Genomic DNA, 23,711 nt, shown 5'->3' on the forward strand with positions numbered 1-23,711 from the left:
CCCTTCCATCAATATCTAATGATTTTTATATAAAATAATAGGACAACTTGTGTCATTCACATTATTTTTTCCAAATAATTCTTCTGACATTGAAGTTGTACATATCGTACCAACATCAGTTGTACAGTCTTGATTCTCTGTTACTAGTACACAATTCTGATTATTATCAATTCGATATATAGGATCGCCTGGATCCCATCCAACTTTCTTCGCTTTGTTTGTGGCAAAAGCAGCACCAGTTCCCATTAATACAATGACAGCTGGTAAAATGATTTGTTTAAAATTTTTCATTTTAATGTGTTTTTTATTTACCTACTCTTTTTAAAATAGATTTTCGGTTTACTCTATTTTGAATTGTTTAGTTACAGTAGGCGCCATTCTATAACCAACCAATTCATTACCTATTAATGCATAAAAATGAGTATCGGTTACCAGAAAATTTGATATCTTTTTATTTTGTCGATGATGGACATAAAAGCTACCAATATAATGGTTTCGATCAGTTTGATACATATCAATAACTGATGCTTGCTTCCATAATTGTTGGGATTCATATTTTCCCATTAAGTTTGATTCGTTAAACAAGATGTTTTGATACGTATTCATATTTTTATTCACTAATAGAGGAGGCGCACTCATTTTTTTTGTTCCATCTTTTAATGTAGTTAATTTGATATGTACTTTTTGTATGGTATCTATAGTACTTAATCGATGCTGTATTTCTAAGTTTTCATTCATTACAATAAATTGGTTACGGTAGTAGTAATTGTATATGATCTTTTTATTGATTGGATCATGGTTGAGTTGACCATCTATATCAAATACACCATCAATTTGTTTTTCAAGAATATTGTTTTTTAATTTAACTTCATCTGTGTCTAAATGAATTAAACCTAAAACTTGATAATTCAATTTATTACTGTGTGTTCTCATTGCAAAATGATTGTTTCCTAATGGAATAAGTTGAGAAAAGTAAGCTGTGCCTAAACTAATTAATTTAGCATGGTAATTAGGTAAACGTCCTTTAAATATAACTGGGACACTACCATCATAAATATAAAATTCGTCTTGAAATACTTTAAGACTAATAGATCTGAAATTAAAATCTAATTGATCTAATTTTATAGCTTGCATATCAATTTTAGTAAGATCCCTATCAATACTCGTAATGATTAAATGAGATGTGTGATTTCCTAAATATAGCGTATTGTTTTCAAAACCTGCAAAATAGTAAGAATTAGCACCTAAATCAATCGCTTTTTCTTCGATAATTGGATGCTGTAAATACCTTCTGGTAAAATTATTTTCTTGTTTGATGATGTGTTCAGATGTAAGAAATAGAATAATGACACTTCCAATTGAAACAATCGAAATAGCAAAGAAAGTAACGAATAGTTTTCGTTTAATTTTTTGATAAATTGCTGATTCCTCCAAGTAAATAGCAATTACAGCTAATCCAACAAAAATAATATTGAAAATCAAATGCTCTGTCCAGCCAAGCTTTTCTAAAATTCCACCACAAGAACATGGGACAAAATCACTGTAATTAATAATCAGATAGATATAAACTGTAAACGCGAGCATCAAACCATAAGAAGCATACAACCCAATTTGTTGTGTTCGCTTGATACAAAGCAATAATACAATTACAATTTCTACAATAATTACGGCGTAAGAAATAAATCCTGCGTATGCACTTAGTAATGGTGATTGTGCCAATTGAATTTGAAAATTCTCAAAATCCATCAGTTTACTCACTGCTGCGTAAATAAACAAAATAATAAATAGGTAGCAGATGAATGTTTGTATAAACGGTGCAATTTTTCTCATCTTTTAGAAGTTTTAATTCATAAAAAATAGCTTTTTAACATCTAACATTTAATATCAGTTTTCATCTTCATCAATAGTTCTCGTATAGGGATCTTTATCACGAGGTGGGTCGTTTTTAAAAGGGATGCTATCCTTAATACTATCTTTAGAAGAAGTAATAGTAATACGTTCTGAACGAATCGGGGTTTCAATAAGAATATTTTCATCTTCTATACAGCTATTGAATACAAAACACCCAAGTACGATTAAATAAATAGATTTCATAGTTTATTATTTTTAAAGTTTGTATCGAAATTAGGTTTAGCATAATAAATAGGAGGTATGTCAATGCGTCAAAAACATAAAATGCATGTCTAATTTATAAATTCATACACTTCAAGTTTTTAAGAAAACAGAAAAAACTGTCAAGCTGAATTCATTTCAGTTTCTCATATCGTCAGTCAGAGTGGCGTTCTCAAAACGCTGTATCGAAGACTTAGACGATGATAACGAATGACAAAACCATTGTTAAAAGTGAATTTGAATATAGAAAAAGAATAAAGAACTGGCATTAAAACTCTCACGTTAAGAAAATGTTTGAATGGAGCGTTAAAAAGGTTTTAGCCCGTAGGGTTTTTAAAATCTTTAGAGAAATGACAATATTTTTAGTAGAGAGGTTTACGGCCTTGACTTTTTGGTTACTTTTTAGTCTGTTCCCCGAAGGGCATATGAATACCGACAATAAAAATAGATAAGTAGTGAATAAAAAAATGAAAGTAAGAAATAAGTATTACCTGAGCCACACCGTGACTCCTCCTTTTAATTTCAAATGTTTTTGTGTCAAGACTTTCTCGTAGGGCATATGAATTCATTTAAAAACAATAATAACTCATGAATAAAAATGAAAATAAGATTCTTCGTCAAACCCAGAATGAATCTAAATAAATCGTCAAGCTGAATTCATTTCAGCTTCTTATTATCGTCAGTCAAAGTGGCGTTTACAAAACGTTGTATCGAAGACTTAGACGATAATAATGAATGACAAAATCCATTGTTAAAAGTGAATTTGAATATTGAAAAATGAATTAAAAATCCGACGATTTAGAATCAAAATGTAATTCAACTCGAAATTATTGAAATAAAAAAGTTGGAGTGTTTGAGCGAAGCGAGTTGCCAACTTTATGGAAATAATATAGCAAGTTGAATCATTGAGAATCTACTGTCGGCATCTTTTTTTGTTTCGTTTTTTTAGATGAGTTTCCCCGAAGGGCAAATGAATACCGACAATAAAAATAGATAAGTAATGAATAAAAAAATGAAAGTAAGAAATAAGTATTACCTGAGCCACACCGTGACTCCTCCTCTTAATCTCAAATGTTTTTTTGGATGCTCTTACCCGAAGGGCATATGAATACAAATAATAAAAATAGAAAAGTAATGAATAAAAAATGAAAGTAAGAAATAAGTATTACCTGAGCCACACAGTGGCTCCTCCTTTTAATTTCAAATGTTTTTGTGTCAAAACTTCCCCGAAGGGCATATGAATTCAATATTCATAAAATAATATAGTTCATGAATAAAAAAATTAAAAAAGAAGAGATTCTTCGACAACCCCAGAATCACAAAATCCATCACGAAAGAGAACGAAGAAATTAATAAGAAAAAACAAACAAACCTTATTTCAAAATTTTAATTTTGCTTACCACATTACCACATTACCACATTACCACATTACCACATTACCACATTACCACATTACCACATTACCACATTACCACATTACCACATTACCACATTACCACATTACCACATTACCACATTACCACATACTCCCAACATCAAGGCAAGATGAAGGCAAGATGAAGGCAACATAGTGGCAGTAGAGTGGCAATAAAGTTGAGGTAATAAAAAAGAGAAGTTTTACTTCTCTTCTTTATTCATCATTTAAGTTTCTTTGAAGTAATCGATTAGACTTATATACTCAAAGACACTCAAAACTAAAGAAATTCATAGAACAATAAAGATTACAACAGGTATATTTTATAAAAAGAATGTATAATTTATAAATTATACACTTTTAAACGATTAAGTACTTAATAAACGATTTAATATTTAAAATAAAGTATTTTAGTAGTAATCAATAGATCTATATCATGAAAAGAGTTGTAATTTACACATGCATACTCTTACTACTACCATTTATATCAAAGGGTCATCAAATTGATTCTTTAGCCTCAAAAGATAATACTTATTTAATCGAAAGATTGGATGCATTAATACAAGAAAAAAATCATCCAAATGCGATGCTATATGTGCAAGCGTATATAAGAAATGCTAAAAAAGAAAAGGATAAGCTAAATTTGTTTTACGCCTATAAAGAAGGAATCTTTTTTTCAAAGGAATTAAATATTCAATTAGAATATGCAGATAGTGCAATAATTATTGCACGAAAATTAAAAAACAAAGAATTAGTTGCATCAGCTTTATTATCAAAAGGATTAGCCTATTACAAAGCAAAATATTATAGAGACGCGTTGCAAAATTACTTAAATGCTGATCAGGAGTTAAAATATTCAAAAGACCAGTATTTATTACATAAAGTAACGTTTAACATGGCGATGATAAAAATAAAATTACATCAATATAACCAAGCAGAAGAATTGTTACTTAAATGTAAAACCTTTTTTAAAACAAAACCAGAGAACAAAGATTACCAAGCCTATTTATTAAATACAATATATCAATTAGCATGTCTCCATCAAGAAGTTGGTAACAAAGCAAAAGCGAAAGAATTTAATCAATTAGGATTAAATAAAAGCAAAATTGAAAACAACGAATTTTTCTACAGATACTTTACAATAAATAAAGCAATTGATGAGTTTTTAAATGATCAATTTGAGACGGCTATTCATATATTATCGACTAAAGAAGATATTTTAATAAAAACGAATGATTTTAATACACTAACCAAAATCTATTACTACAAAGCAAAGGGATTTGATAAATTGAATAATCAACAACATAAAATATTATATTTTAACAAAATAGATAGTATTTTCAATGAATTCAACTTCTTAGATATTAAATACAGATCGATATACGAAAACATTTTAGATGAGGCATTAGCAGCTTCTGATACGAGTAGGCAGCTATATATAGTCAATCAATTACTAAAAATGGATGAGTTAAATTATAAGTTAGATGCAGAAATGATACAAGTTGTGTACAAAGAATACGACACAGTGCAATTACTTAAATTAAAGGAAAAAATATTGAATAAGTCTCAAAAATTATATTACGTATTAGCTACGTCCTTTACTGGAATTATAGTATTGATCGTAGGAATTGTAAAAACGAGAAATAAAAATAAATATTTAATCGAAAAATACAATCTGTTTATTGAAGAATCTACTCAATCAAGTTATAAAGAACGGAAACCATCGATTAAAAATGAAGATGAATTGAACAAAGAGGCATTTGAAAGTTTATTGTTAAAATTTGAAGAATTTGAACAAAATAAAGAATTTTTAAACCCTAATATAACAGTGGTAAGTTTAGCAAAATCTTTTTCAACGAATACCACTTATTTATCAAAATGTGTAAATCAGTACAAAGGAATTAATTTTTCATCGTACATCAATCGGTTGAGAATAAAATTTATTACTGATTTATTGCAAGAACAGCCACAATACCTTAATTATAGTGTAGGGGCATTAGGAGAAATAGTAGGTTATATGAATCCAAGACAATTTTCAAATGTATTTTACAGTGAAACAGGTTTACGACCTTTAGATTTTATAAAAATTCAAAAACAAAAAAATAACGAGAGTATATAATGGTTTATTAATGTAATTTATTGACATACAGGTGCTAAAAAAGACTTAGCTATTGCTTTAAACATATTGCTGTTGCAACTTTACAAAACCATTGCGCAATGGAGATCAATGTTTAATTTAAAATTTAAAAAAATGGCAAAGCAAAAAGGCTTTTTAAAACTTAGAGGTTCAATCGGAGATTTAAACTTCTACAAATCAAAAGATGGTTATATGGTGAGAGAAAAAAGTTCTATAGACCGTAATACCATAATGAGTGATCCGCGTTTTCAGCGTACCAGAGAAAATATGCAAGAATTTAAGAATGCAGGTACTGCTGGAAAAACATTACGAAACGCATTCAATGCGATCATAAAAAATGCAAAAGACAGCAGATTATCCAGTCGTCTCACAAAAGTAATGCATGGTATCCTAAAAGAAGATACTACAAATGCTCGTGGACAAAGAAATGTACACAAAGGAAATCAATTATTGATGAAAGGATTTGATTTTAATGCAGGGGCATCATGGTTAAAAACAGTCTTAATTCCGGTACAAGTAGAAATAGAGCGTATTTCTGGTGAAACAAAATTTACATTAGAAGCATACAAACCCTTAGATGTGATAATAGCACCACAAGGAGCAACCAATTATCGTTTTGTAGCAGCTTCTACAGAAATTGATTTTGAGAAAAACGAATACATTACAAAAACATCGTATACAAACTATTACCCATACGATGAAGTAGAGGTGAACGATGTAGAATTGTTAAACAATCTTTCTCCAAATTCAGAGCATACAATCGCTTTAGCAATTGGAATCGAATTCTATCAAGAGGTGAATACCGTTTTGTATCCATTGAAAAATGGAAGTTTTAATGCGGCACATTTAATCGAAATCAATTTACCATGACGACAATTGTAGTAAAACGAACGTATTATCCAAATGGTACAAATGGTAGCTTATTCCTCAACGATAAGTTTATTTGTTATACTATCGAGTTACCATGGAAAGAGAACGAACCACGCAATTCATGTATTCCAGAAGGATATTATGCAATCCAAAAGAGAAGCTCACCAAAATTTGGTCAACATTTTCTGATTGCAAATGTACCCAATCGTTCATTGATCTTAATTCATCCTGCCAATAATGCAAAAACAGAATTGAAGGGATGTATTGCTCCTGTAACAAAATTAACAGGTGAAGGGAGAGGAGAGTTATCAAGAAAAGCATTTACAAAACTTAAAGCTTTAGTAAATGATAAACTTGATCGTAATCAAAAAGTAAATGTAAAGATTAAAAATAAAGAATATGACAATTCTTAATCGTTTTACAGCACCTACACCTAAATTGTTCCAACGACTACGAAATGTTGGATTAACCTTAGCTGCAATTGGAGGTGTATTAATAGCTGCACCTATTGCATTACCAACAACAATTATAACAATAGGTGGTTACCTAACAGTTGCTGGTGGTGTTTTATCAGCAGTGAGTCAATTAACAGTAAACGACAAAAACTATAGTAATGATGATGAATAATAGTAATACATCGCTAATTGTTGGGACAATAGGAGGAACTGTGACAAGTTTGGTAGCGACCATTCAATGGGAACAACTTGTTTATACGATTTGTATGGGAATAGTTGGTGCAATTTGCAGTTATGGAACATCATATTTATTGCATAAGAAAAACAACCCCTTCGACGAAGATTAAGTGTATGATTAGAAATAAGATTTGGTAATCTTAATTTATTAATGTAAATTTTAACAACATTCATTTAAGTTTCATTGAGGTAATACTAATTATTACAGAAATGAAAAATAACGAATTACAAAGAATGGTGATTTATCCAAAAGATGTATCAATTATTACGGGAAAGGGGTATAGGCAAAGTCTACGCTTACTCAATAGAGCCAAGCAGTTAATCGGAAAAGAAAAAAGTGACTTCCTTACATTTGACGAATTTTTGATTGCTTTTAAGATGAAATCGTAAAACCAAAAAATGAAAAAGGTTCTCAATTAAAAATTGAAAACCTTTTTCTATATTATATAATTTCTAATAAGTATTATTTGCCAATGCAAAACTTGCCAAATATCGTCCCAAGAATATCTTGGTCAACATCTATTTCTCCTGTAATATGACCTAAATAAGTTAATGCTTCACGAATGTCCATGGCTAATAAATCGCCAGGAAGTCCCATGTCCATACCTTGTTTTATTTTTCCGATTTGTGAAAGTGTATTTTGCAGTGCTTCTAAGTGACGCGAATTGGTTACAATCGTGTCATCTTGATTGCTTCCTTTTAATTTGATTTGATGGATCAAATTTTCTTTTAAAGCCTCGATATTGTAGTGGTCTTTTGCCGAAATTTCTAAATGTACAACATCTTTAAACTCCTGTTTGATAGCATCAGAAATGGATGATTCGTTATTGTTTACATCTATTTTATTCGCTACATTAAACAAAATTTTACCACGTCGTTGCAAATCATCTAATTGATTGGCAATTTGGTTATCTGCTGTAATATTCGCATCATACAAATAAATGATAATTGTTGCATGGTCAATTTTTTCAAATGTTTTTTCTATTCCAATACGTTCGATACTGTCACCAGCTTCACGAATCCCTGCGGTATCAATGAAACGAAATCCAACACCGTCAATATAAATAGTTTCCTCGATTGTATCTCGTGTTGTTCCTTCAATGTCCGAAACAATGGCACGTTCTTCGTTTAATAAAGCATTCAACAAAGTAGATTTACCTGCATTGGGTGCTCCGACAATAGCAACAGGAACTCCATTTTTAATCACATTTCCAAATGCAAAAGAATCAGCTAAACGTTTAAGAATCGATTGTAATTGGTTTAATAAATTATAAAATTGCGATCGATCTGCAAATTCGACGTCTTCTTCAGAAAAATCCAACTCCAATTCCATCAAAGCAGCAAAGTTGATCATCTGTTCTCTCAAATCTTTGATTTGATTCGAGAAACCACCACGCATTTGTTTGATGGCAATTTCGTGTGATGCTTTCGAGTCCGAAGCAATCAAATCGGCCACAGCTTCTGCTTGTGTTAAATCCATTTTGCCATTCCAAAAAGCGCGGAATGTATATTCTCCTGGATTGGCATTACGAATGCCAATTTTATTTAATAGTTCTAATACTTTTTGTTGGATATAAATTGAGCCATGTGTCGAAATTTCGACAACATCTTCACCTGTATAAGAATGCGGATTTTTGAAAATAGAAAATAGCGCTTCATCAACAATGGTATCGCCGTCCATCACATAACCCAAATGTATAGTATGAGAAGAAGCTTCATTCAAAGATTTAGTAGCATTAAATTTTGATTGATAAATCTGAGCAACTTTAGAAATTGCTTCTGGTCCAGAAATACGAATAACCGCTATAGCGCCCATTCCATTGGCTGTTGCCAATGCACAAATTGTATCGTTGTTTAGCATATTGCAAATTTACAATTTTATTGGGAGAGATGAAATTATTTGACAAATCTTAATGAAAAGTTAAAATATGATTTTTCAATCATTTTAAATAAGTGTTAACGTTATAAAAAAACAATATATTAGAGTGTTTTTAATGGTGTTAACATTTATTTATGTTAATATTTTCTTATGATATTTCTTTCAAATGATTAAATTTGAATGCCCTTACCTTATGAAAATTCAATTAGAAATAATTGAATTTTTGGAACTAATATTTACAATTATTACTTAATCAATAAATGATTTAGTGAAAATATCTTATAAAATCAGCAGTAATAACTATTACTGCTGATTTTTTTTATTTCGAATTGTAGCTCGCTCTCACTGTGATCTGAGCAGTTTTTTGACGAGATGTAGTATTAAGCGAACCACCAGCTGAGTATTCCTCATTATCATTTTTACCTGTAATCTGAAAGATTCCCAAATCAGCTTGTTTTAATTTTCCTAAGCTCGAACCAGATTTTGTGGCAATATTCTCTGCACGTTGTTTAGCATTTTCAGATGCTTGCGCAATCAATTCAAGTTTTAAATCTTCTAATTTCGAATAATAATAATTCGGATTAGAAGAACTCAATTCAATTCCTTGGCTTATTAGTGTTGAAATTTCTCGTGATGCTTTTTCAATTTTATCCAATTCTTTTGATTCTATCGTCGCATCTTGCGAAAGATTATAACCTGTAAATTGATTAATTGAATTTCCGTTTGCATCTGTTCCGTATTGAAAATCTTTAGAAATGTTAACGGCTTCAAAAACAATCTCATTTGGCTTTATTCCTTGTGAAATAAGAAAGTTTTTTACGACTGTTTGATCTTCTTTTAATTGATCAGAAGCCACTCTCAAATCAAAATCTTTGCGACTAAATGTTGCACGCCATTTAACTAAATCAGCATTAAAATCCTTCAAGGCATTTCCTGTCACATTAATCGATTCGTTGCTACGGAATTTATATTTGTAAGCGTTTCCTAAAATACAAGCTGCAGCAATCAGTCCGACAGCTAAAACAGAAGCAACAATAACTGAAAATTTATTCATAGTAAATTGGTTTTCAGTAAATATACGAAAAATGAAAAAATAATGATTCACTAAAAATAGTGAGCTTTAAGCCAATAATATAGGAAAATCTTGGTCAATAATAAAGATCACTAAATTTCCTTCAGAATATTCAATTGTAATGATATCATCGGTTGCTTTATTTCGTGTTCCGACGCGAGAAAGTAAGTTCAAATCTTCTTTATTCAGTGGATACTCCAAGCCTTTTGTGATAATGTTTTTGCATTCAGGAAAGGGGAGAAGTGAGATTGTTTTTCCAAAATAGCCTTCTAATTTAGTTTCTTTTTCGGCAAAAAAGTATTGACTATAATTGTCAAAAAATAAAATATTTATTTTGTCTTTGAAACGGAAAGCTGCGTTTAGATTTCCTAAAAAATGATCTTGTTGACGACCGCTTGCTCCAAAAACATCAACATTTTTGAAACCCTTATCCAAAATTAGTTGCAATGCTTTTGCAAAATCTGTATCATTTTGATCAGGAGTAGAAATAATTTCTATTTCTTTTGGGAATTGATTTAATTCGAACGAATCAAAATCGCCCGAAATAACATCGGGAGTTATGTTTATTTTTTGTAAATAACGAAATGCTCCATCTGTACAAAAAATCATGTCATAATTCGCTGTATCAGGTAGAATTGTTGGCACTTCACCATTTAAAAATAAGAGTGCTTTGTTATTCACCTGGAATCCATTTAATTTCTTCGTGATTATTGTCTGTTGCAATTTTGCGACCTAAAACAAATAAATAATCAGAAAGTCGATTCAAGTATTTTTGTAATTCTGGACGGATTTCTTCTACTTCAGCTAAACCAACAGTTAAGCGCTCTGCACGACGACAAATGCAACGCGCAACATGTGCATGAGAAGCTGCTTGATCTCCTCCAGGAAGAATAAAATGTGTCAATTGTTCCAATTGTCCTTCCAAATCATCAATCCAATCTTCTAATTGTACAATATCTTCTTCAGAAACTGTTTTCGGAATACGAGGTTTACCATTTGCTAAATACAATTTATCAATTGGAGTTGCCAATTCAGCTCCAAGGTTGAATAAATCTTTTTGAATGATAATAATTTCTTCTTCTAATGCAGGATCAATTTCATACGAACGAATTAATCCTAAATAAGAATTTAATTCATCAACTGTTCCATAAGAATCAATCTTTAAACTATTTTTAGAGACACGAGTTCCTCCATATAAACCTGTTGTTCCTTTGTCTCCTGTTTTTGTATATACTTTCATTTGATTTCAACTAATATTTACCGAAGATAAGAAATTCTTAAACATTTTTTGGTAAAAGAGGCTTAGTAAAAAAGTGATATCCGATAGCTACGATAACTAAAATAACTGTGGTGATTATCCAAAGTGTATTAAATCCATAATCGGTAGCAATGTGAGTTCCTAAAAATGGCGAAACAATAAACGCGATTGCAACAGACATTCCGTTTAGTCCCATATAAGCACCTCTGTTGTTTTTTTGCGAACGAAAGGCTGTTACGGTTGACATTAATGGCAATACAAGCATTTCTCCGATGGACATTAATCCAATTGCTAAATATAACATTCCCAATGTATGACTAAATGTAAAAATGAAATAACTAATAGCAGTGATAAATGATCCAAATACTAAAAGTTGTGTAACGGAGAATCGTTTTTCAGTGTAATGAATCAATAACATTTCGAAAACAACAATCAAAATTCCACTGAATCCCATTAACAATCCAATTTCTGTTTGTGTTAAATGCACGACATCTTTGTAGAAAAGAGGAAGTGTATTTAAGATTTGGAAAAATGCAATAGAAAATAAGACACAGAAAAGATTGAAGATTAAAAAAGGTGTATCTGTATAAGCATTTCGTTCTTTTTCTTCGACAATTTTTTCAGTTACTTCTGTATTAGCAGCATTTCGTTCTTTTCGACCTTTAAAAAAAGCCACAAATACAATTCCTGCAATCAAAGCAGCACCAGCATTACAATAGAATAATAAATCGTACGAATAATTGGATAAAAATCCACCCATTGATGGTCCAATTGAAAAACCTAAGTTAACCGCCATTCTGTTTAAAGAAAATGCACGTGTTATGTTTTCTTTTTTAGCATAACGTGTGATTGCTACAGAGTTTGCAGGTCGAAACATTTCGCTCACAATACTTAAGATTAACATAATTGCAGCAAAAGAGCCTACAGTATTGAAATAAGGTAAAACCAAAAACATTGGAGCACTCAAAAATAAACTGATGGCTTGCACTTTAAAGTTTCCAATTTTGTCGGTAATCCAACCTCCAAGCCAAGAACCGATAACAGAACCAACTCCAAAACAGCTTAAAACAATTCCTGAATTTTCTAATGTAAATCCTAATTCGGAAATCATATAAATTCCTAAAAATGGTAAAACCATCGAACCCATACGATTCAATAACATAACGATTGCTAACATCCAAGATTCTTGGGAAAGTCCGCTATATGCGTCAATGTATATTTTTAGAATTTTTTTCATTTCCTTCTTTTTCTTTAAACGTTACAAAGTTAAGTTCTTTTTTTGCAAAAAATCGTTTATTTATCAAGGTTTCTGATATTCTTTGATTACTTTTGAAACCACTAAAAAACAAATCATATCATTATGCTGTTTTATAACTTCATTCTTAAGGTTTTAATTGTCATAAATGGCTTGGGAGCTGCATCTGGACTGGTTGTAGATAAATACAATGTTTACACTATCTCTGATGACGATGCACACTTGTATGTCTACAATAAAAAAAATAAAGAGGTTGAAAAAATAGATTTAAATCCTGAAGTAAAATCAAAAAATATCAACAAAAAAGATAAACCAGATTTCGAGGCTATTACGAAATATGATGACCATCTTTATATTTTAGGTTCAGGCTCAAAGGAAAATCGTTTTGATTTGATCTCATATAATATCAAAACTAAAAAAGTAGAAAATAATAACTACAATCATCTATTTGATGAATTTCTAAGTGTTTCTAACTTATCTAAAAAAGATTTTAACATCGAAGGTATCATCACTGATGGTCATTGTACTTATTTTTTTAATAGAGGAAATGGACCTGCAGCTGTGAACGGAATTTATAGAGTAGGAGGGAAAATTAATGATTTGAAAAATAAACAAATCGAGTTTTTTCCTATTGTTTTACCAAAATTAAATAATGAAACAACAACTTTTTCGGATGCTATTTTAGTAGATGGAAAAGTATTATTTACAGCAACGGTAGAATCTAAAAGTACAACTCAGTTTAATGGAGAAATAAAAGGATCTATTATCGGAGAGTTAGATTTGAATACAATGGAGGTTATGCGTTGGCAAAAAATATCTGACCACAAGAAAATCGAAGGTTTAGCGTTGTATAGAGAATCTCGAAAAAATTATACTTTATATTTGTGTGAAGATAATGATGATGACTCTAAACAAGCTTCAATTTATATTTACAAATACCAAAAGGAAATCTGATTTTAAGAATAAAGAATTTCGAAATACGGACATCGATTTTCGATTTATTCTTAAAAAATTGTGAAAGTATTTTCAAGACTATTATATTTGTCCGTCAAAATTTATTTATCAATTAAACATTATGCGAGGAAGATGGCTCATTGCAGCATTTGCAATTATTTTAAGTCTCTTGTGTATCAGACAACTAAGTTATACTTGGTACACAACTAAAGTGGAGCATGAGGCGGCTCGTTTAGCGAGTAAGCCAGAAGACGAACCAAGAATTTTAGATAGCTTGGCTCAGCATCCTCTTGATTTAGGAATTATTAAGTACGATTATGCGTATGCCAAAAACAATGAAATCAATTTAGGATTAGATTTGAAAGGTGGTATCAACGTAATTTTACAAGTTTCTGAAAGAGATTTAATCGAGAATTTATCTGCGAAAACTCAAAATCCAATGTTGGCAACAGCCTTGGACGCAACAGATAAAGCTCAAAAAACAAACGGTAACGTACCTTATGTAGAATTATTTTTTCAAGAATTTGATAAAATAAAAGGAGGAACAAAATATGCAGCTGCAGATTTGTTTGGAAACAAAAACAATGCAGATAAAATTGCATATAATGCGACTGACGATCAGGTAAAAGATGTTATTCGTAAAGATATCGAAGCTAAAGTTGCAACAGCTTATGATGTAATTAGCTCTCGTATTAATCAATTTGGTGTTGTTGAGCCAGTAATTCAACGTTTAGGTGATAAAGGTGATGGACGTATCTTGGTCGAATTACCAGGTGTTTCTGACACAGATCGTGTAAAAAAATTATTACAATCTACAGCAAAATTAGAATTTTGGCAAGTTGTTCGCCAAGATCCTACAGTTTTACAATATTTCTCTAGTGTTAACACAGAAAAATACAATGTAAAAAACGAGAAAGGGCAACCAATCAAAACTTTAGCAGAAGTTATGCAACCAGCAGGTTCTAACGCAAGTTTTGTAGTAGATGTTAAAGATACAGCTGTTGTAAACCGCGTGTTACAAGACAAAGGTTTTGTACCTGGATTACCAGCAAATATTAGAGGATACAAATATTCTTGGGCGAATAAGCCAATGGATTTAGGAAGACAAGCAAATGATAAATCTGCTCCTAAATTATTAGAATTTTATGTTTTAAAAGGTAAAAATGGAACGCAAGAACCATTAATCGAAGGTGATAAAGTAGTTTCTGCTTCTGCAGAGCGTAATGCAGGTTCTATTACAAATGAACCAGTAGTTTCTATGCAAATGAATCCTGCTGGAGCACAAGAATGGGCACGTATTACAGATGAATTAAAACCATCTGCAGTAGATCGTAATGGTCAAGGTGTTGCAATTGTGTTAGATAACATGGTTTATTCTGCACCAAACATCAAAAACCAAATTACAGGAGGTAACTCTCAAATTTCTGGAAACTTTACATTAGAAGAAGCGAAAGATTTAGGTAATATATTACAAGCAGGATCTTTACCAGCTTCATCTAAAATTGTTTCTGCCGAAGTTGTTGGTCCATCATTAGGACAAGAAGCTATTAATAGTTCATTAATCGCTTTTGGTTGTGCATTTGCATTGGTATTAATCTGGATGTTATTCTACTACAGTCGTGCAGGTATCTATGCGAACGTTGCTTTAATCATTAACTTATTATTCTTATTAGGATTCTTAGTTTCATTAAAAGCGACATTATCTTTACCAGGTATCGCCGGGATTATATTGACGTTGGTAACAGGTATGGACGCCAATATCTTAATTTACGAACGTGTAAAAGAAGAATTAAGAAAAGGAAAATCATTGCGTCAAGCAGTAGATTTTGCTTACTCTTGGAAAGGTGCTTTCTCTGCAATTATCGATGCGAACTCAACATCATTTATCACAGCATTAATTTTATTCTTCTTTGGTAAAGGACCTGTTGTAGGTTTCGCAACAACGTTTATGATTGGTATTTTTACTTCTACATTTACAGCGATTTTTATTACTCGTTATTTCGTAGAAGGACGTTTAGCAAAAGGAAAAACTGTTCCTTTCTACACAAGTTTTACAGCGCATTGGTTACAGAATATCAAAGTTGACTTATTAAAAACAAGAAAAGTATCTTATGCTATTTCGATTGTTTTAACTGTTGTTGCATTGATTTCTATCTTCACAAAAGGATTCGATATGGGTATCGAGTTCCAAGGTGGACGTACATACACAGTTCGTTTTGATAAACATGTAGATCCTCAGCAAATTGCCGATGATTTAGGAGATGTATTTGTTCTAGATGGAGAAAAAATGATTCCTCAAGTAAAAACTTACGGAGGTCAAAATCAAGTGAAAATTACAACAGCTTACAAAGCTGATGAAGATGGAACAAATGTAGATGACGAAATTAAAGACAAATTATATACAGGTCTTAAATCTTATTTGCCAACAAAAATGTCTGAGAAAGATTTTTCTGAAGACAATGCAACGATTGGTTTAATGTCTTCTGCAAAAGTAGGTCCTACAATTGCTGATGATACTACAAGAGCTTCTTATATAGCCGTTTCTTTAGCATTGGTAGCAATTTTCTTCTACTTAATCATCATGTTTAAACGTTGGCAATTCTCATTATCAACTATCATCGCATTAGCGCATGACGTGATTATCGTATTAGGAGTTTTCTCTTTATTAAAAGGAATTATGCCTTTCAACATGGAGATTGACCAAGCTTTTATTGCAGCGATTTTGACTGTAATTGGTTATTCGATGAATGACTCGATTATTATCTTGGATCGTATTCGTGAGAACTTAACAGTTGAGAAAAACCATAACTTGTACGATATTATTAATATTTCTACATCAGAAACATTATCGCGTACAATTAATACGTCTTTGTCAACCTTCTTAATTGTATTGATCATCTTTGCATTTGGTGGAGAATCAATCAAAGGATTTATGTTTGCGAAATTGATCGGTATCGTAATTGGTACATTCTCATCTATTTTCGTTGCATCTCCTTTATTGTATGACTTTACTAAGAAAGGTCAAATGAATAAATAAGATTCAAATTTTAAATAAATTTTAAGAAAGCCATCAAAGAAATTTGATGGCTTTTTTTCTTTTACTCGATTTAGATTTTATACATTTGTTTTGTGAATAGTTTAGTAATATACCCAGCGTTTTTAGACTTCCAGGAAGTCGTGATTATTATGGTGGTTGCCGTTGTAATTTTTGGACCAGATAAAATTCCAGAAATTGCTCGTGGTTTGGGAACTGCTGTACGTAAGTTGAAGGAAGCTTCTGAAGATATCAAACAAGAAATTATGAATCCAGTTCAGGAGATAGATCCAACGAAAGAGATTCAGAATTCGATTAAAGATTTGAACCCAATGAATGAAGTGAAAGATTCTTTCCAAAAGATTAATCCTATGGAAGATTTTCAGAAATCATTTGATGAGGTTCGTAATCCGGTAGATGAAATTCATTCTGCTATTCATCAAGATAACACTGTAGAAGCTGCTTTAAAAGATACAGATGCACCTACGATGAAACCTTTAGATTTAGCTCAAGATTTAGATATTCCTGAAACAACAGAACCAATAATAAATGATAATGTTCTAGAAACTGTAGAACCAATTGTAGAAGAACCAACGATAGTGGAAGAGCCAAAATCTGTTGATGAAGCGTTAGGTTTAGGAGGATCAGTAAGTAGATAATGATACAAGATTTTTTTGATTGGGATGTACAAATATTTTTGTATTTCAATAATTTAGGGATAGAAAGTTGGGATTGGTTTTGGTTGTTGGTAACCAATAAAAAAACATGGATTCCGCTTTATGCAATTTTTCTAATTTTGTTGTACATTAAGCTAGGTTGGAAAAAAACTTTATTGGCAGGGGTTTGTGTAGCGTTAATGATTACGTGTGCAGATCAATTTACCAATATACTAAAAAATCATTTTCATCGTTTTCGCCCTTGTTACACAGAATCTATTCAAGGTTTATTTCGCCCAATAGATTGTGAGGGTAGAGGTAAATATGGTTTTACATCCGCACATGCTTCTAATCATATGGCGATTGCAATTTTTATGGGAATTGTATTAAGACGTTATTACAAATGGTTACTTTATGTCTTAATTGTATGGGCATTAATGGTTGCTTACAGTAGAGTATACGTTGGTGTACATTTCACGGGAGATGTTTTTTTCGGAACATTAATAGGTGTATTTTTCTCTATACTATTCCTAAAAGTTTATTATTACTTAGAGAAAAAATATTTGATAAAGAGTTAAAATTAAATAGAATATATATTAAAAAAGTCTATAACAATTTGTTATAGACTTTTTTAATGAATATAGCTATTTATATTTCGAATAATAATTTTATTGTTTTCTTCTTTTGTTTTTTCAAGAACAAGAGTTAGAATTTCATTAAATAATTGTGTTTCATTTTTAGAAGGTGTATATATATCTGAAATTGTAATTAAATCTAAGTTATGGTAGAAAATATTAATTTCAGAATTCATTCCGTCAATTCCAATATTAGCTTTTCGGTTTATTTGTTTTTCTGAAAATTTATTTAATATAGAAATTATTCTATTTTTTTCATCTTTAGTAATTTTAGAAGTGAAAGGAATTAATTTAGGAAAAGGGTTTTCACTTTTATTTTTTTCTCCAACTTCTAAAAAGGGTTCTTGAATAATAATTAATGAATTATTATAAAACGAAATTGTTTGGTTTTTGAAATCAATTAGTATTTCACCGTTTTGATGAAAAGTTGGAGAAAACTCAACTTTTAATAGATTATATTTTTCAGTAACCTCTTCATTTTTCTCATTACAAGAAATACTGAAAATCAATAAACTAAAAATCAACAATAAATTATACTTCATAACTTGTTATAATTATGTAAAACAGAAATGCAGTTAATTAATATTCTAGTCCAATTTCTTTGATTTTTTCTTATTTTTTTTAGCTTTCTTTTTTGCCAAAAAAGAATTCAAATCATCGTCAATCTCTGTCGAATCTTCATCTCCTAAAAGATATCCCCAAGGTTTTAATTCGGTTACATTATCAAAAACAATTTTCATCAAAGCAAGTATTGGAATAGAAAGTAACATACCCATAATTCCCCAGGTCATTTCTCCTATGACTAATCCTATAATTACAATCAACGAGTTGATTTTAACCTTAGAACCAACAATTTTAGGCATCACAACATTTCCATCAATCGCATGAATTGCAATAAAGGCAATTAAGACGAAGAATAGTTTTGAAGTGGACATTGTTGCAAAAGTGATAATAAGTGTTACAATCAGTGAAATAATGATTCCTACATACGGAACAACGTTAAGAACACCCGTTAAAATAGCCAATACAAATTTATATTTAAGCCCAAGAATAGAAAAAGCAATAAAGGCTAAAATAGAAACAACGAGCATTTGTAAAAATAAACCAATCAAATATTGTTTTACCATTCTTTGTATTGAAGTGATTACATTATAAACCTGATCATGTGTGTTCGAATTAAAAGCATAATAAAGAAATTTTACCAAATGACGACGGTAAATTAGTAAGAAAACAATGTATAAAAAAGTGAACAAAACTGTAACAGCCATTGAGGAAACAATAGAAATAACTTTTTCTATGACAACTGTACTTGTCTCGATTGTAGTTTTAACATTCTTTGTCAAATATTCCATTTGCGCGTGCGAATTAATACCAAATGTATGATGAATCCACTTTTGTAAATCAATAAAAGCTTCTATGATTTGTTTTTGAAAAGTTGGCCATTCATTTGCTATTTCTGCCATTTGAATAGCAATTAAATAAAAAATACCTAAGATAAAAGCTGCAAATAATAACGTAGTGATAATACTTGATATAGCGCGTGGAATACGTAAATATCGTTCGAAAAACGAGCATACTGGTGCTAATAAGATCGAAATTAAGAAGCCTAATATTAATGGAACTAAAATTCCTTTACCTATTATTGAAATAAATGATAAACAAATGATTGACAATAATGTGCAGGTTAATTTTAAATAAAAAGGCCATTTTCTAATGACTTCCATAACTTTAAGTGTTTTATTTTGACAATTATTGAATTAAGTTTTATAAATATAGTTTTATTTCTTAAGATTTTATTTGATTATTACGTTTATTTTAATAAAAAAACCACGTTATAAAAACGTGGTTTTCAAAAATATAATCAAGAAAATTATTTTTTCTTTGTTTTGTTGCTTTCGTCAACAATTGTCATTTCATTAATCAAACGTTGCGCATTCGCATATTTGTCAACTACCCACAAAATGTAACGAGCATCAACCATAATATTACGACAAATCTCTGGATCGTAATTAAGATCAGACATCGTTCCTTCCCAAACACGGTCAAAATTCAATCCGATTAATTCTCCTTTTGCGTTTAAAGCTGGAGAACCAGAGTTACCACCAGTTGTATGGTTTGTTGCGATAAAGTTTACAGGTAATTTCCCTTGCTTATCAGCATATTTACCATAATCCTTTTTATCATATAAATTTACCATTTGTTTTGGTAAATCATACTCATAATCTCCTGGAATATATTTTTCCATAACACCTTCCATGTGCGTTACAGGCTCATAATAAACCGCATCGCGTGGTTGGTAACCATCAACTTTTCCGTAGGTTACACGTAATGTAGAATTCGCATCTGGGAAGATTTTTTTATCTGTAAATACATCCATTTGCGCTTTCATATACGTACGCATCAACTTGTTGATTTTATCTTGATTTGCTAAATAAGTAGGCGTTACTTTTGTTTGATTTGCATCTAAAACTAAACGAATTTGAGCAATTAAAGCATCTTCTTTTAATGCTTTGATAAATTCAGCATCGTTTTCAGCTAACGCTTTGATATTTCCTAAAACAGATTGTCCGTTAATTTTTTTCGTTCCATTAATCACCGAATTTCCTAAAGCCGTTTTGATAGTTGCTGCAGTTGTATTTGGTAATAAATTTTGTGGAACAACTTTGAAATAGTTATCCGCTAAATCAGATGAAATAGTTTTGTCTAATTCTGGATTATAATCTTTGTGCATAGACGCAACTGTATTCAAAGCTTTTGCTTTTGTTTCAGCGTAATTTTTTTGCCCCACAGCATTCAAAATATTATTTAATGTCAAAGCCATTCTAAACGTTTCTGAGTTAGAGAAGAACGTTTCAGAATACATTGTATATGCTAAATTGTAATCTTGATTTACTTTGTTTACATCATTTAATTCAGAAATAATAGAAGCATATTGCGTTTTTAATTTTGGATTTTTCGCAATACGATTCATGAAATCTTGCTCGTGTTGTTGACGTTTTTCAACAGCTTTAGAGCGATTAAGTCCTAAAACTTCACCAATCCATTTTTTGTGCGCATTCGAAATACGTGCTTGTTTAGATGCATAAGCGATACGAGTAGCATTGTCTTCGCGCATTTTTTTATCGATATGTGACAACGCAATTGTACGTACATTGATACGCGCAGGATTGATAATGTCTTTAATTTGCTCGATAGAAGAAGCAGGTAAATATTCGTCCGTTGTTCCTGGGAAACCATAAACAAATGTGAAATCGTTTTCACTGATTCCCGAAATATTAATCGGTAAGTAATGTTTTGGTTTGTAAGGAACATTCTCTGGCGAATAATCTGCAGGTTTGTTGTTTTTGTCAGCATAAATTCTAAATATAGAAAAATCTCCTGTATGACGTGGCCAAACCCAGTTATCTGTATCGTTTCCGTATTTTCCAATAGCAGAAGGAGGAGCTCCAACTAAACGAACATCTTTGTACGTTTCTGTTGTAAATTGGTAATATTTATTTCCTTTGTAAAAAGGTTTGATAAACACAGATTGATAAGATTCTGTTTTACTTTTCGAATTAAAATCTTCGATGTTTTTTTTGATGATTTTGTTACGTTCTTCTTCTGTCATGTTATCAGTAACACCTGTTAGAATTGTAGTAGTAACATCTTTTATATCAACAATAAAAGTAGCTGTTAAACCATCGTTTGGTAATTCGTCTTTCAACTCCTTAGCCCAAAAACCATCTGTTAAATAATCATTTTCTAAAGATGAATGCGCTTGGATTTCTCCATAACCACAGTGATGATTAGTTAATAATAAACCATTTGGAGAAATAACTTCAGAAGTACAACCGCCACCAAAGTGAGCAACTGCATTATTGATACTTTTATCTCCTGTACTAAAAATGTCTTTTGATGAGATTTTCAATCCCATGTCTTTCATTTCCTTTTCATTCAATTCTGTCGGAATCCACATTCCACCACCTTGTTGTGCAAAAGCATTGAAACTTGCAAACAAAGCCATTAAAATAGATCCTTTAACGAATAATTTCTTCATTTTTATTTGATTATTTTTTTCAATCGATTTCTTAGAATTCCAAAGATAAAGATTTTTATTCAATCGTTATAGAATTACTCAAAACCATTGTTTTTAGTGAGATTATAAAAAATAATTTCGATTATTTTTACAATCAAAATTTAGCTAAATGAAAAGAATATTAGTAGTTGGTTTAATGGTTTTAGGATTGCAATCATGTACAATAAAAGAAGAATATGTCATAAAAGAGGATGGAAAAATTGATTATAGTTATTCTTTAAATGGCAACGACCTAAAATCATTTATTCAGGATGAGTCAGGTTATAATACTCTTTTGGACGAAAAAAAAGAAGTTGTCGAAGAGTTGAAAAAAGGTTTAACAATAGAAACTCTATTCAAAATAATGACAGATAACGAAGATTTTTTGAAAGATAAAAGAAGTAATGCAATCAATTATTTTGAGGAAAATAAGTTAGCATTCGAGAAGTTTAAACACCACAAAGTGTTTGTAGATTTTAATGAGTTAACTTATTCATCAGTATTAATCTCGAAACCAACTTCGATAAATAAGGAAAGTAAAGAATTGAATGATTTTTTGTTTAATTTATTTATCGCGATTGATAATCCGTTTAACACGAATTATTTAAATAATCAGAAAAATATAAACACGAATAGTGTTGAAATTGTATTCAATAAAAATGAATATGAAAAATTAATTAAAAGTCTAACAAGTAAATTTGATAGGAGAATGGAGGATAATATGATGTTCAATAAGATGTTTAATTATCAATTGATCATTCATGCACCAAATAAAATAGTAAGTAGTACAAATGAAGAAGCTAACTTTTCTTTGGATCAAAAAACGATCAAATTAAATTTTACATTTAACGATATTATTTCTGGTAAGAATAAATCAGCTAAAATTACTTATTAAGTGCTTAGTTTCGTAAATTTGACATTCGAAACACATTGTGAAATGAAACAAATTGTCGAGTTCCAAGATTTAGGAATGAACAGAGATTACCAAGAAATTTGGGATTATCAAGAAAGTCTTTTAGCAGAAAATATAGCCGTAAAACAATATAATAGAGCACAAGAAAAGGAGGGAAATACTAATTTTAGAAATACAAAAAATCATTTACTTTTTGTAGAACATCCGCATGTTTATACACTTGGAAAAAGTGGTCATTTAGAGAATATGTTAGCTTCGAGTGATAAGCTAAATGAAATTCAGGCAACATTTGTTAAAACAAATCGTGGTGGCGATATTACGTATCATGGTCCACAGCAGTTGGTTGGATATCCAATTATGGATTTAGATAATTTCAAACCAGATATTCATTTGTATATGCGAAATTTAGAGGAAGTAATCATCAAAACAATTGGTGAATATGGCCTGAAAGGTGTTCGTTCGCAAGGTGAAACTGGTGTTTGGTTAGATGTTGGTCGTCCTTTTGCTCGTAAGATTTGTGCAATGGGTGTTAAGGCTTCTCGTTGGGTAACGATGCATGGTTTTGCGTTAAATGTGAATACAGATTTGCGTTATTTTGAATATATTGTTCCTTGTGGAATTCAAGATAAGGCGGTCGCATCATTAGAAAGAGAGTTAGGATATCAAGTGGATATGGCTGAAGTAAAAGCGTTTACAAAGAAACATTTTTCCGAAGTTTTTGATGTCGAAATTAAATAAGATAATTCAAAAATATCATTTATTTTTAAGGACCG

The 23,711-nt window shown here is 30.7% G+C and carries 23 protein-coding genes; 12 read left to right on the forward strand and 11 right to left on the reverse strand.

What is annotated here, in order from left to right; all coding sequences use genetic code 11:
• Positions 1 to 15: 15 nt before the first annotated feature.
• From AC2I98_RS01685 to AC2I98_RS01695, 3 genes are read right to left on the reverse strand one after another with little or no spacing between them, the layout of a single operon-like run.
• The gene (locus AC2I98_RS01685) at positions 16 to 291 is read right to left on the reverse strand and encodes a DUF6520 family protein (protein WP_286483514.1); all 276 of its coding nucleotides are present in this window, start codon (positions 289 to 291) and stop codon (positions 16 to 18) included.
• Positions 292 to 339: 48 nt separating this feature from the next.
• Entirely contained in the window at positions 340 to 1,830 is a 1,491-nt protein-coding gene (locus tag AC2I98_RS01690) for a MauE/DoxX family redox-associated membrane protein (protein ID WP_486412906.1), read from the reverse strand.
• A 54-nt stretch (positions 1,831 to 1,884) separates the two neighbouring features.
• Positions 1,885 to 2,094, reverse strand: coding sequence for a hypothetical protein (locus AC2I98_RS01695; RefSeq protein ID WP_225542526.1), 210 nt, complete (start codon positions 2,092 to 2,094; stop codon positions 1,885 to 1,887).
• A gap of 1,868 nt (positions 2,095 to 3,962) precedes the next feature.
• On the opposite strand from AC2I98_RS01695, the gene AC2I98_RS01700 reads away from it, so the two are divergent.
• The 6 genes from AC2I98_RS01700 to AC2I98_RS01725 all read left to right on the forward strand — a co-directional run bounded on the left by AC2I98_RS01700 (position 3,963) and on the right by AC2I98_RS01725 (position 7,615).
• A complete protein-coding gene (locus AC2I98_RS01700; RefSeq protein ID WP_486412907.1) occupies positions 3,963 to 5,645 on the forward strand; it encodes a helix-turn-helix domain-containing protein in 1,683 nt (560 codons plus the stop codon).
• A 132-nt stretch (positions 5,646 to 5,777) separates the two neighbouring features.
• Positions 5,778 to 6,533: a hypothetical protein gene (locus AC2I98_RS01705; RefSeq protein ID WP_225542524.1), complete on the forward strand. Its 756-nt coding sequence runs from the start codon at positions 5,778 to 5,780 to the stop codon at positions 6,531 to 6,533.
• Positions 6,530 to 6,946, forward strand: a complete 417-nt coding sequence (locus AC2I98_RS01710; RefSeq protein ID WP_286483511.1) for a DUF5675 family protein — start codon at positions 6,530 to 6,532, stop codon at positions 6,944 to 6,946. The genes AC2I98_RS01705 and AC2I98_RS01710 overlap by 4 nt, the downstream gene beginning before the upstream one ends.
• Entirely contained in the window at positions 6,933 to 7,160 is a 228-nt protein-coding gene (locus AC2I98_RS01715) for a hypothetical protein (RefSeq protein ID WP_486412908.1), read from the forward strand. Before AC2I98_RS01710 ends, AC2I98_RS01715 begins: the two co-directional genes overlap by 14 nt.
• The gene (locus AC2I98_RS01720) at positions 7,150 to 7,335 is read left to right on the forward strand and encodes a hypothetical protein (RefSeq protein ID WP_286496783.1); all 186 of its coding nucleotides are present in this window, start codon (positions 7,150 to 7,152) and stop codon (positions 7,333 to 7,335) included. The genes AC2I98_RS01715 and AC2I98_RS01720 overlap by 11 nt, the downstream gene beginning before the upstream one ends.
• A 100-nt stretch (positions 7,336 to 7,435) precedes the next feature.
• Complete coding sequence (locus AC2I98_RS01725) at positions 7,436 to 7,615, forward strand: hypothetical protein (protein WP_225539210.1); 180 nt, start codon at positions 7,436 to 7,438, stop codon at positions 7,613 to 7,615.
• Positions 7,616 to 7,688: 73 nt separating this feature from the next.
• Here the strand turns inward: AC2I98_RS01725 and mnmE are convergent, their stop codons facing one another.
• From mnmE to AC2I98_RS01750, 5 genes are all read right to left on the reverse strand, one after another.
• On the reverse strand, positions 7,689 to 9,086 hold the full coding sequence (gene mnmE, locus AC2I98_RS01730) for a tRNA uridine-5-carboxymethylaminomethyl(34) synthesis GTPase MnmE (protein WP_225539209.1): 1,398 nt from the start codon (positions 9,084 to 9,086) through the stop codon (positions 7,689 to 7,691).
• Between the two features lie 337 nt (positions 9,087 to 9,423).
• On the reverse strand, positions 9,424 to 10,158 hold the full coding sequence (locus AC2I98_RS01735) for an SIMPL domain-containing protein (protein WP_486412909.1): 735 nt from the start codon (positions 10,156 to 10,158) through the stop codon (positions 9,424 to 9,426).
• A gap of 66 nt (positions 10,159 to 10,224) precedes the next feature.
• Positions 10,225 to 10,857 (reverse strand): thiamine diphosphokinase, encoded by a 633-nt coding sequence (locus tag AC2I98_RS01740; RefSeq protein ID WP_486412910.1) that lies wholly within the window; start codon positions 10,855 to 10,857, stop codon positions 10,225 to 10,227.
• Positions 10,850 to 11,416, reverse strand: coding sequence for a cob(I)yrinic acid a,c-diamide adenosyltransferase (locus tag AC2I98_RS01745; RefSeq protein ID WP_486412911.1), 567 nt, complete (start codon positions 11,414 to 11,416; stop codon positions 10,850 to 10,852). Before AC2I98_RS01745 ends, AC2I98_RS01740 begins: the two co-directional genes overlap by 8 nt.
• Before the next feature lie 37 nt (positions 11,417 to 11,453).
• Entirely contained in the window at positions 11,454 to 12,671 is a 1,218-nt protein-coding gene (locus AC2I98_RS01750; RefSeq protein WP_486412912.1) for an MDR family MFS transporter, read from the reverse strand.
• Positions 12,672 to 12,794: 123 nt separating this feature from the next.
• Between AC2I98_RS01750 and AC2I98_RS01755 the strand changes: the two genes are divergently transcribed.
• The 4 genes from AC2I98_RS01755 (at position 12,795) to AC2I98_RS01770 (ending at position 17,911) form a co-directional block, all read left to right on the forward strand.
• Positions 12,795 to 13,643 carry a DUF6929 family protein gene (locus AC2I98_RS01755; RefSeq protein ID WP_486412913.1) on the forward strand — a complete coding sequence of 283 codons (849 nt, stop codon included), beginning with the start codon at positions 12,795 to 12,797 and terminating at the stop codon, positions 13,641 to 13,643.
• 121 nt (positions 13,644 to 13,764) lie between these two features.
• Positions 13,765 to 16,680 (forward strand): protein translocase subunit SecD, encoded by a 2,916-nt coding sequence (gene secD / locus AC2I98_RS01760; RefSeq protein WP_486412914.1) that lies wholly within the window; start codon positions 13,765 to 13,767, stop codon positions 16,678 to 16,680.
• Positions 16,681 to 16,772: 92 nt separating this feature from the next.
• On the forward strand, positions 16,773 to 17,336 hold the full coding sequence (locus AC2I98_RS01765) for a twin-arginine translocase TatA/TatE family subunit (RefSeq protein ID WP_486412915.1): 564 nt from the start codon (positions 16,773 to 16,775) through the stop codon (positions 17,334 to 17,336).
• The gene (locus AC2I98_RS01770; protein WP_486412916.1) at positions 17,336 to 17,911 is read left to right on the forward strand and encodes a phosphatase PAP2 family protein; all 576 of its coding nucleotides are present in this window, start codon (positions 17,336 to 17,338) and stop codon (positions 17,909 to 17,911) included. Before AC2I98_RS01765 ends, AC2I98_RS01770 begins: the two co-directional genes overlap by 1 nt.
• A gap of 53 nt (positions 17,912 to 17,964) precedes the next feature.
• On the opposite strand, the gene AC2I98_RS01775 is transcribed toward AC2I98_RS01770, so the two are convergent.
• The 3 genes from AC2I98_RS01775 to AC2I98_RS01785 all read right to left on the reverse strand — a co-directional run bounded on the left by AC2I98_RS01775 (position 17,965) and on the right by AC2I98_RS01785 (position 22,007).
• Positions 17,965 to 18,510 carry a hypothetical protein gene (locus tag AC2I98_RS01775; RefSeq protein ID WP_486412917.1) on the reverse strand — a complete coding sequence of 182 codons (546 nt, stop codon included), beginning with the start codon at positions 18,508 to 18,510 and terminating at the stop codon, positions 17,965 to 17,967.
• 45 nt (positions 18,511 to 18,555) lie between these two features.
• On the reverse strand, positions 18,556 to 19,692 hold the full coding sequence (locus tag AC2I98_RS01780; protein WP_486412918.1) for an AI-2E family transporter: 1,137 nt from the start codon (positions 19,690 to 19,692) through the stop codon (positions 18,556 to 18,558).
• 146 nt (positions 19,693 to 19,838) lie between these two features.
• Positions 19,839 to 22,007: a S46 family peptidase gene (locus tag AC2I98_RS01785; RefSeq protein ID WP_486412919.1), complete on the reverse strand. Its 2,169-nt coding sequence runs from the start codon at positions 22,005 to 22,007 to the stop codon at positions 19,839 to 19,841.
• A 148-nt stretch (positions 22,008 to 22,155) separates the two neighbouring features.
• Here AC2I98_RS01785 and AC2I98_RS01790 point away from each other — a divergent pair, with 148 nt between their 5' ends.
• Both AC2I98_RS01790 and lipB read left to right on the forward strand, forming a co-directional pair.
• Positions 22,156 to 22,920 carry a hypothetical protein gene (locus AC2I98_RS01790; protein WP_486412920.1) on the forward strand — a complete coding sequence of 255 codons (765 nt, stop codon included), beginning with the start codon at positions 22,156 to 22,158 and terminating at the stop codon, positions 22,918 to 22,920.
• 42 nt (positions 22,921 to 22,962) lie between these two features.
• On the forward strand, positions 22,963 to 23,676 hold the full coding sequence (gene lipB, locus AC2I98_RS01795; RefSeq protein WP_486412921.1) for a lipoyl(octanoyl) transferase LipB: 714 nt from the start codon (positions 22,963 to 22,965) through the stop codon (positions 23,674 to 23,676).
• The last annotated feature ends 35 nt before the right edge of the window (positions 23,677 to 23,711 follow it).

This window comes from Empedobacter sp. EJD.6dd (genome assembly GCF_057369435.1).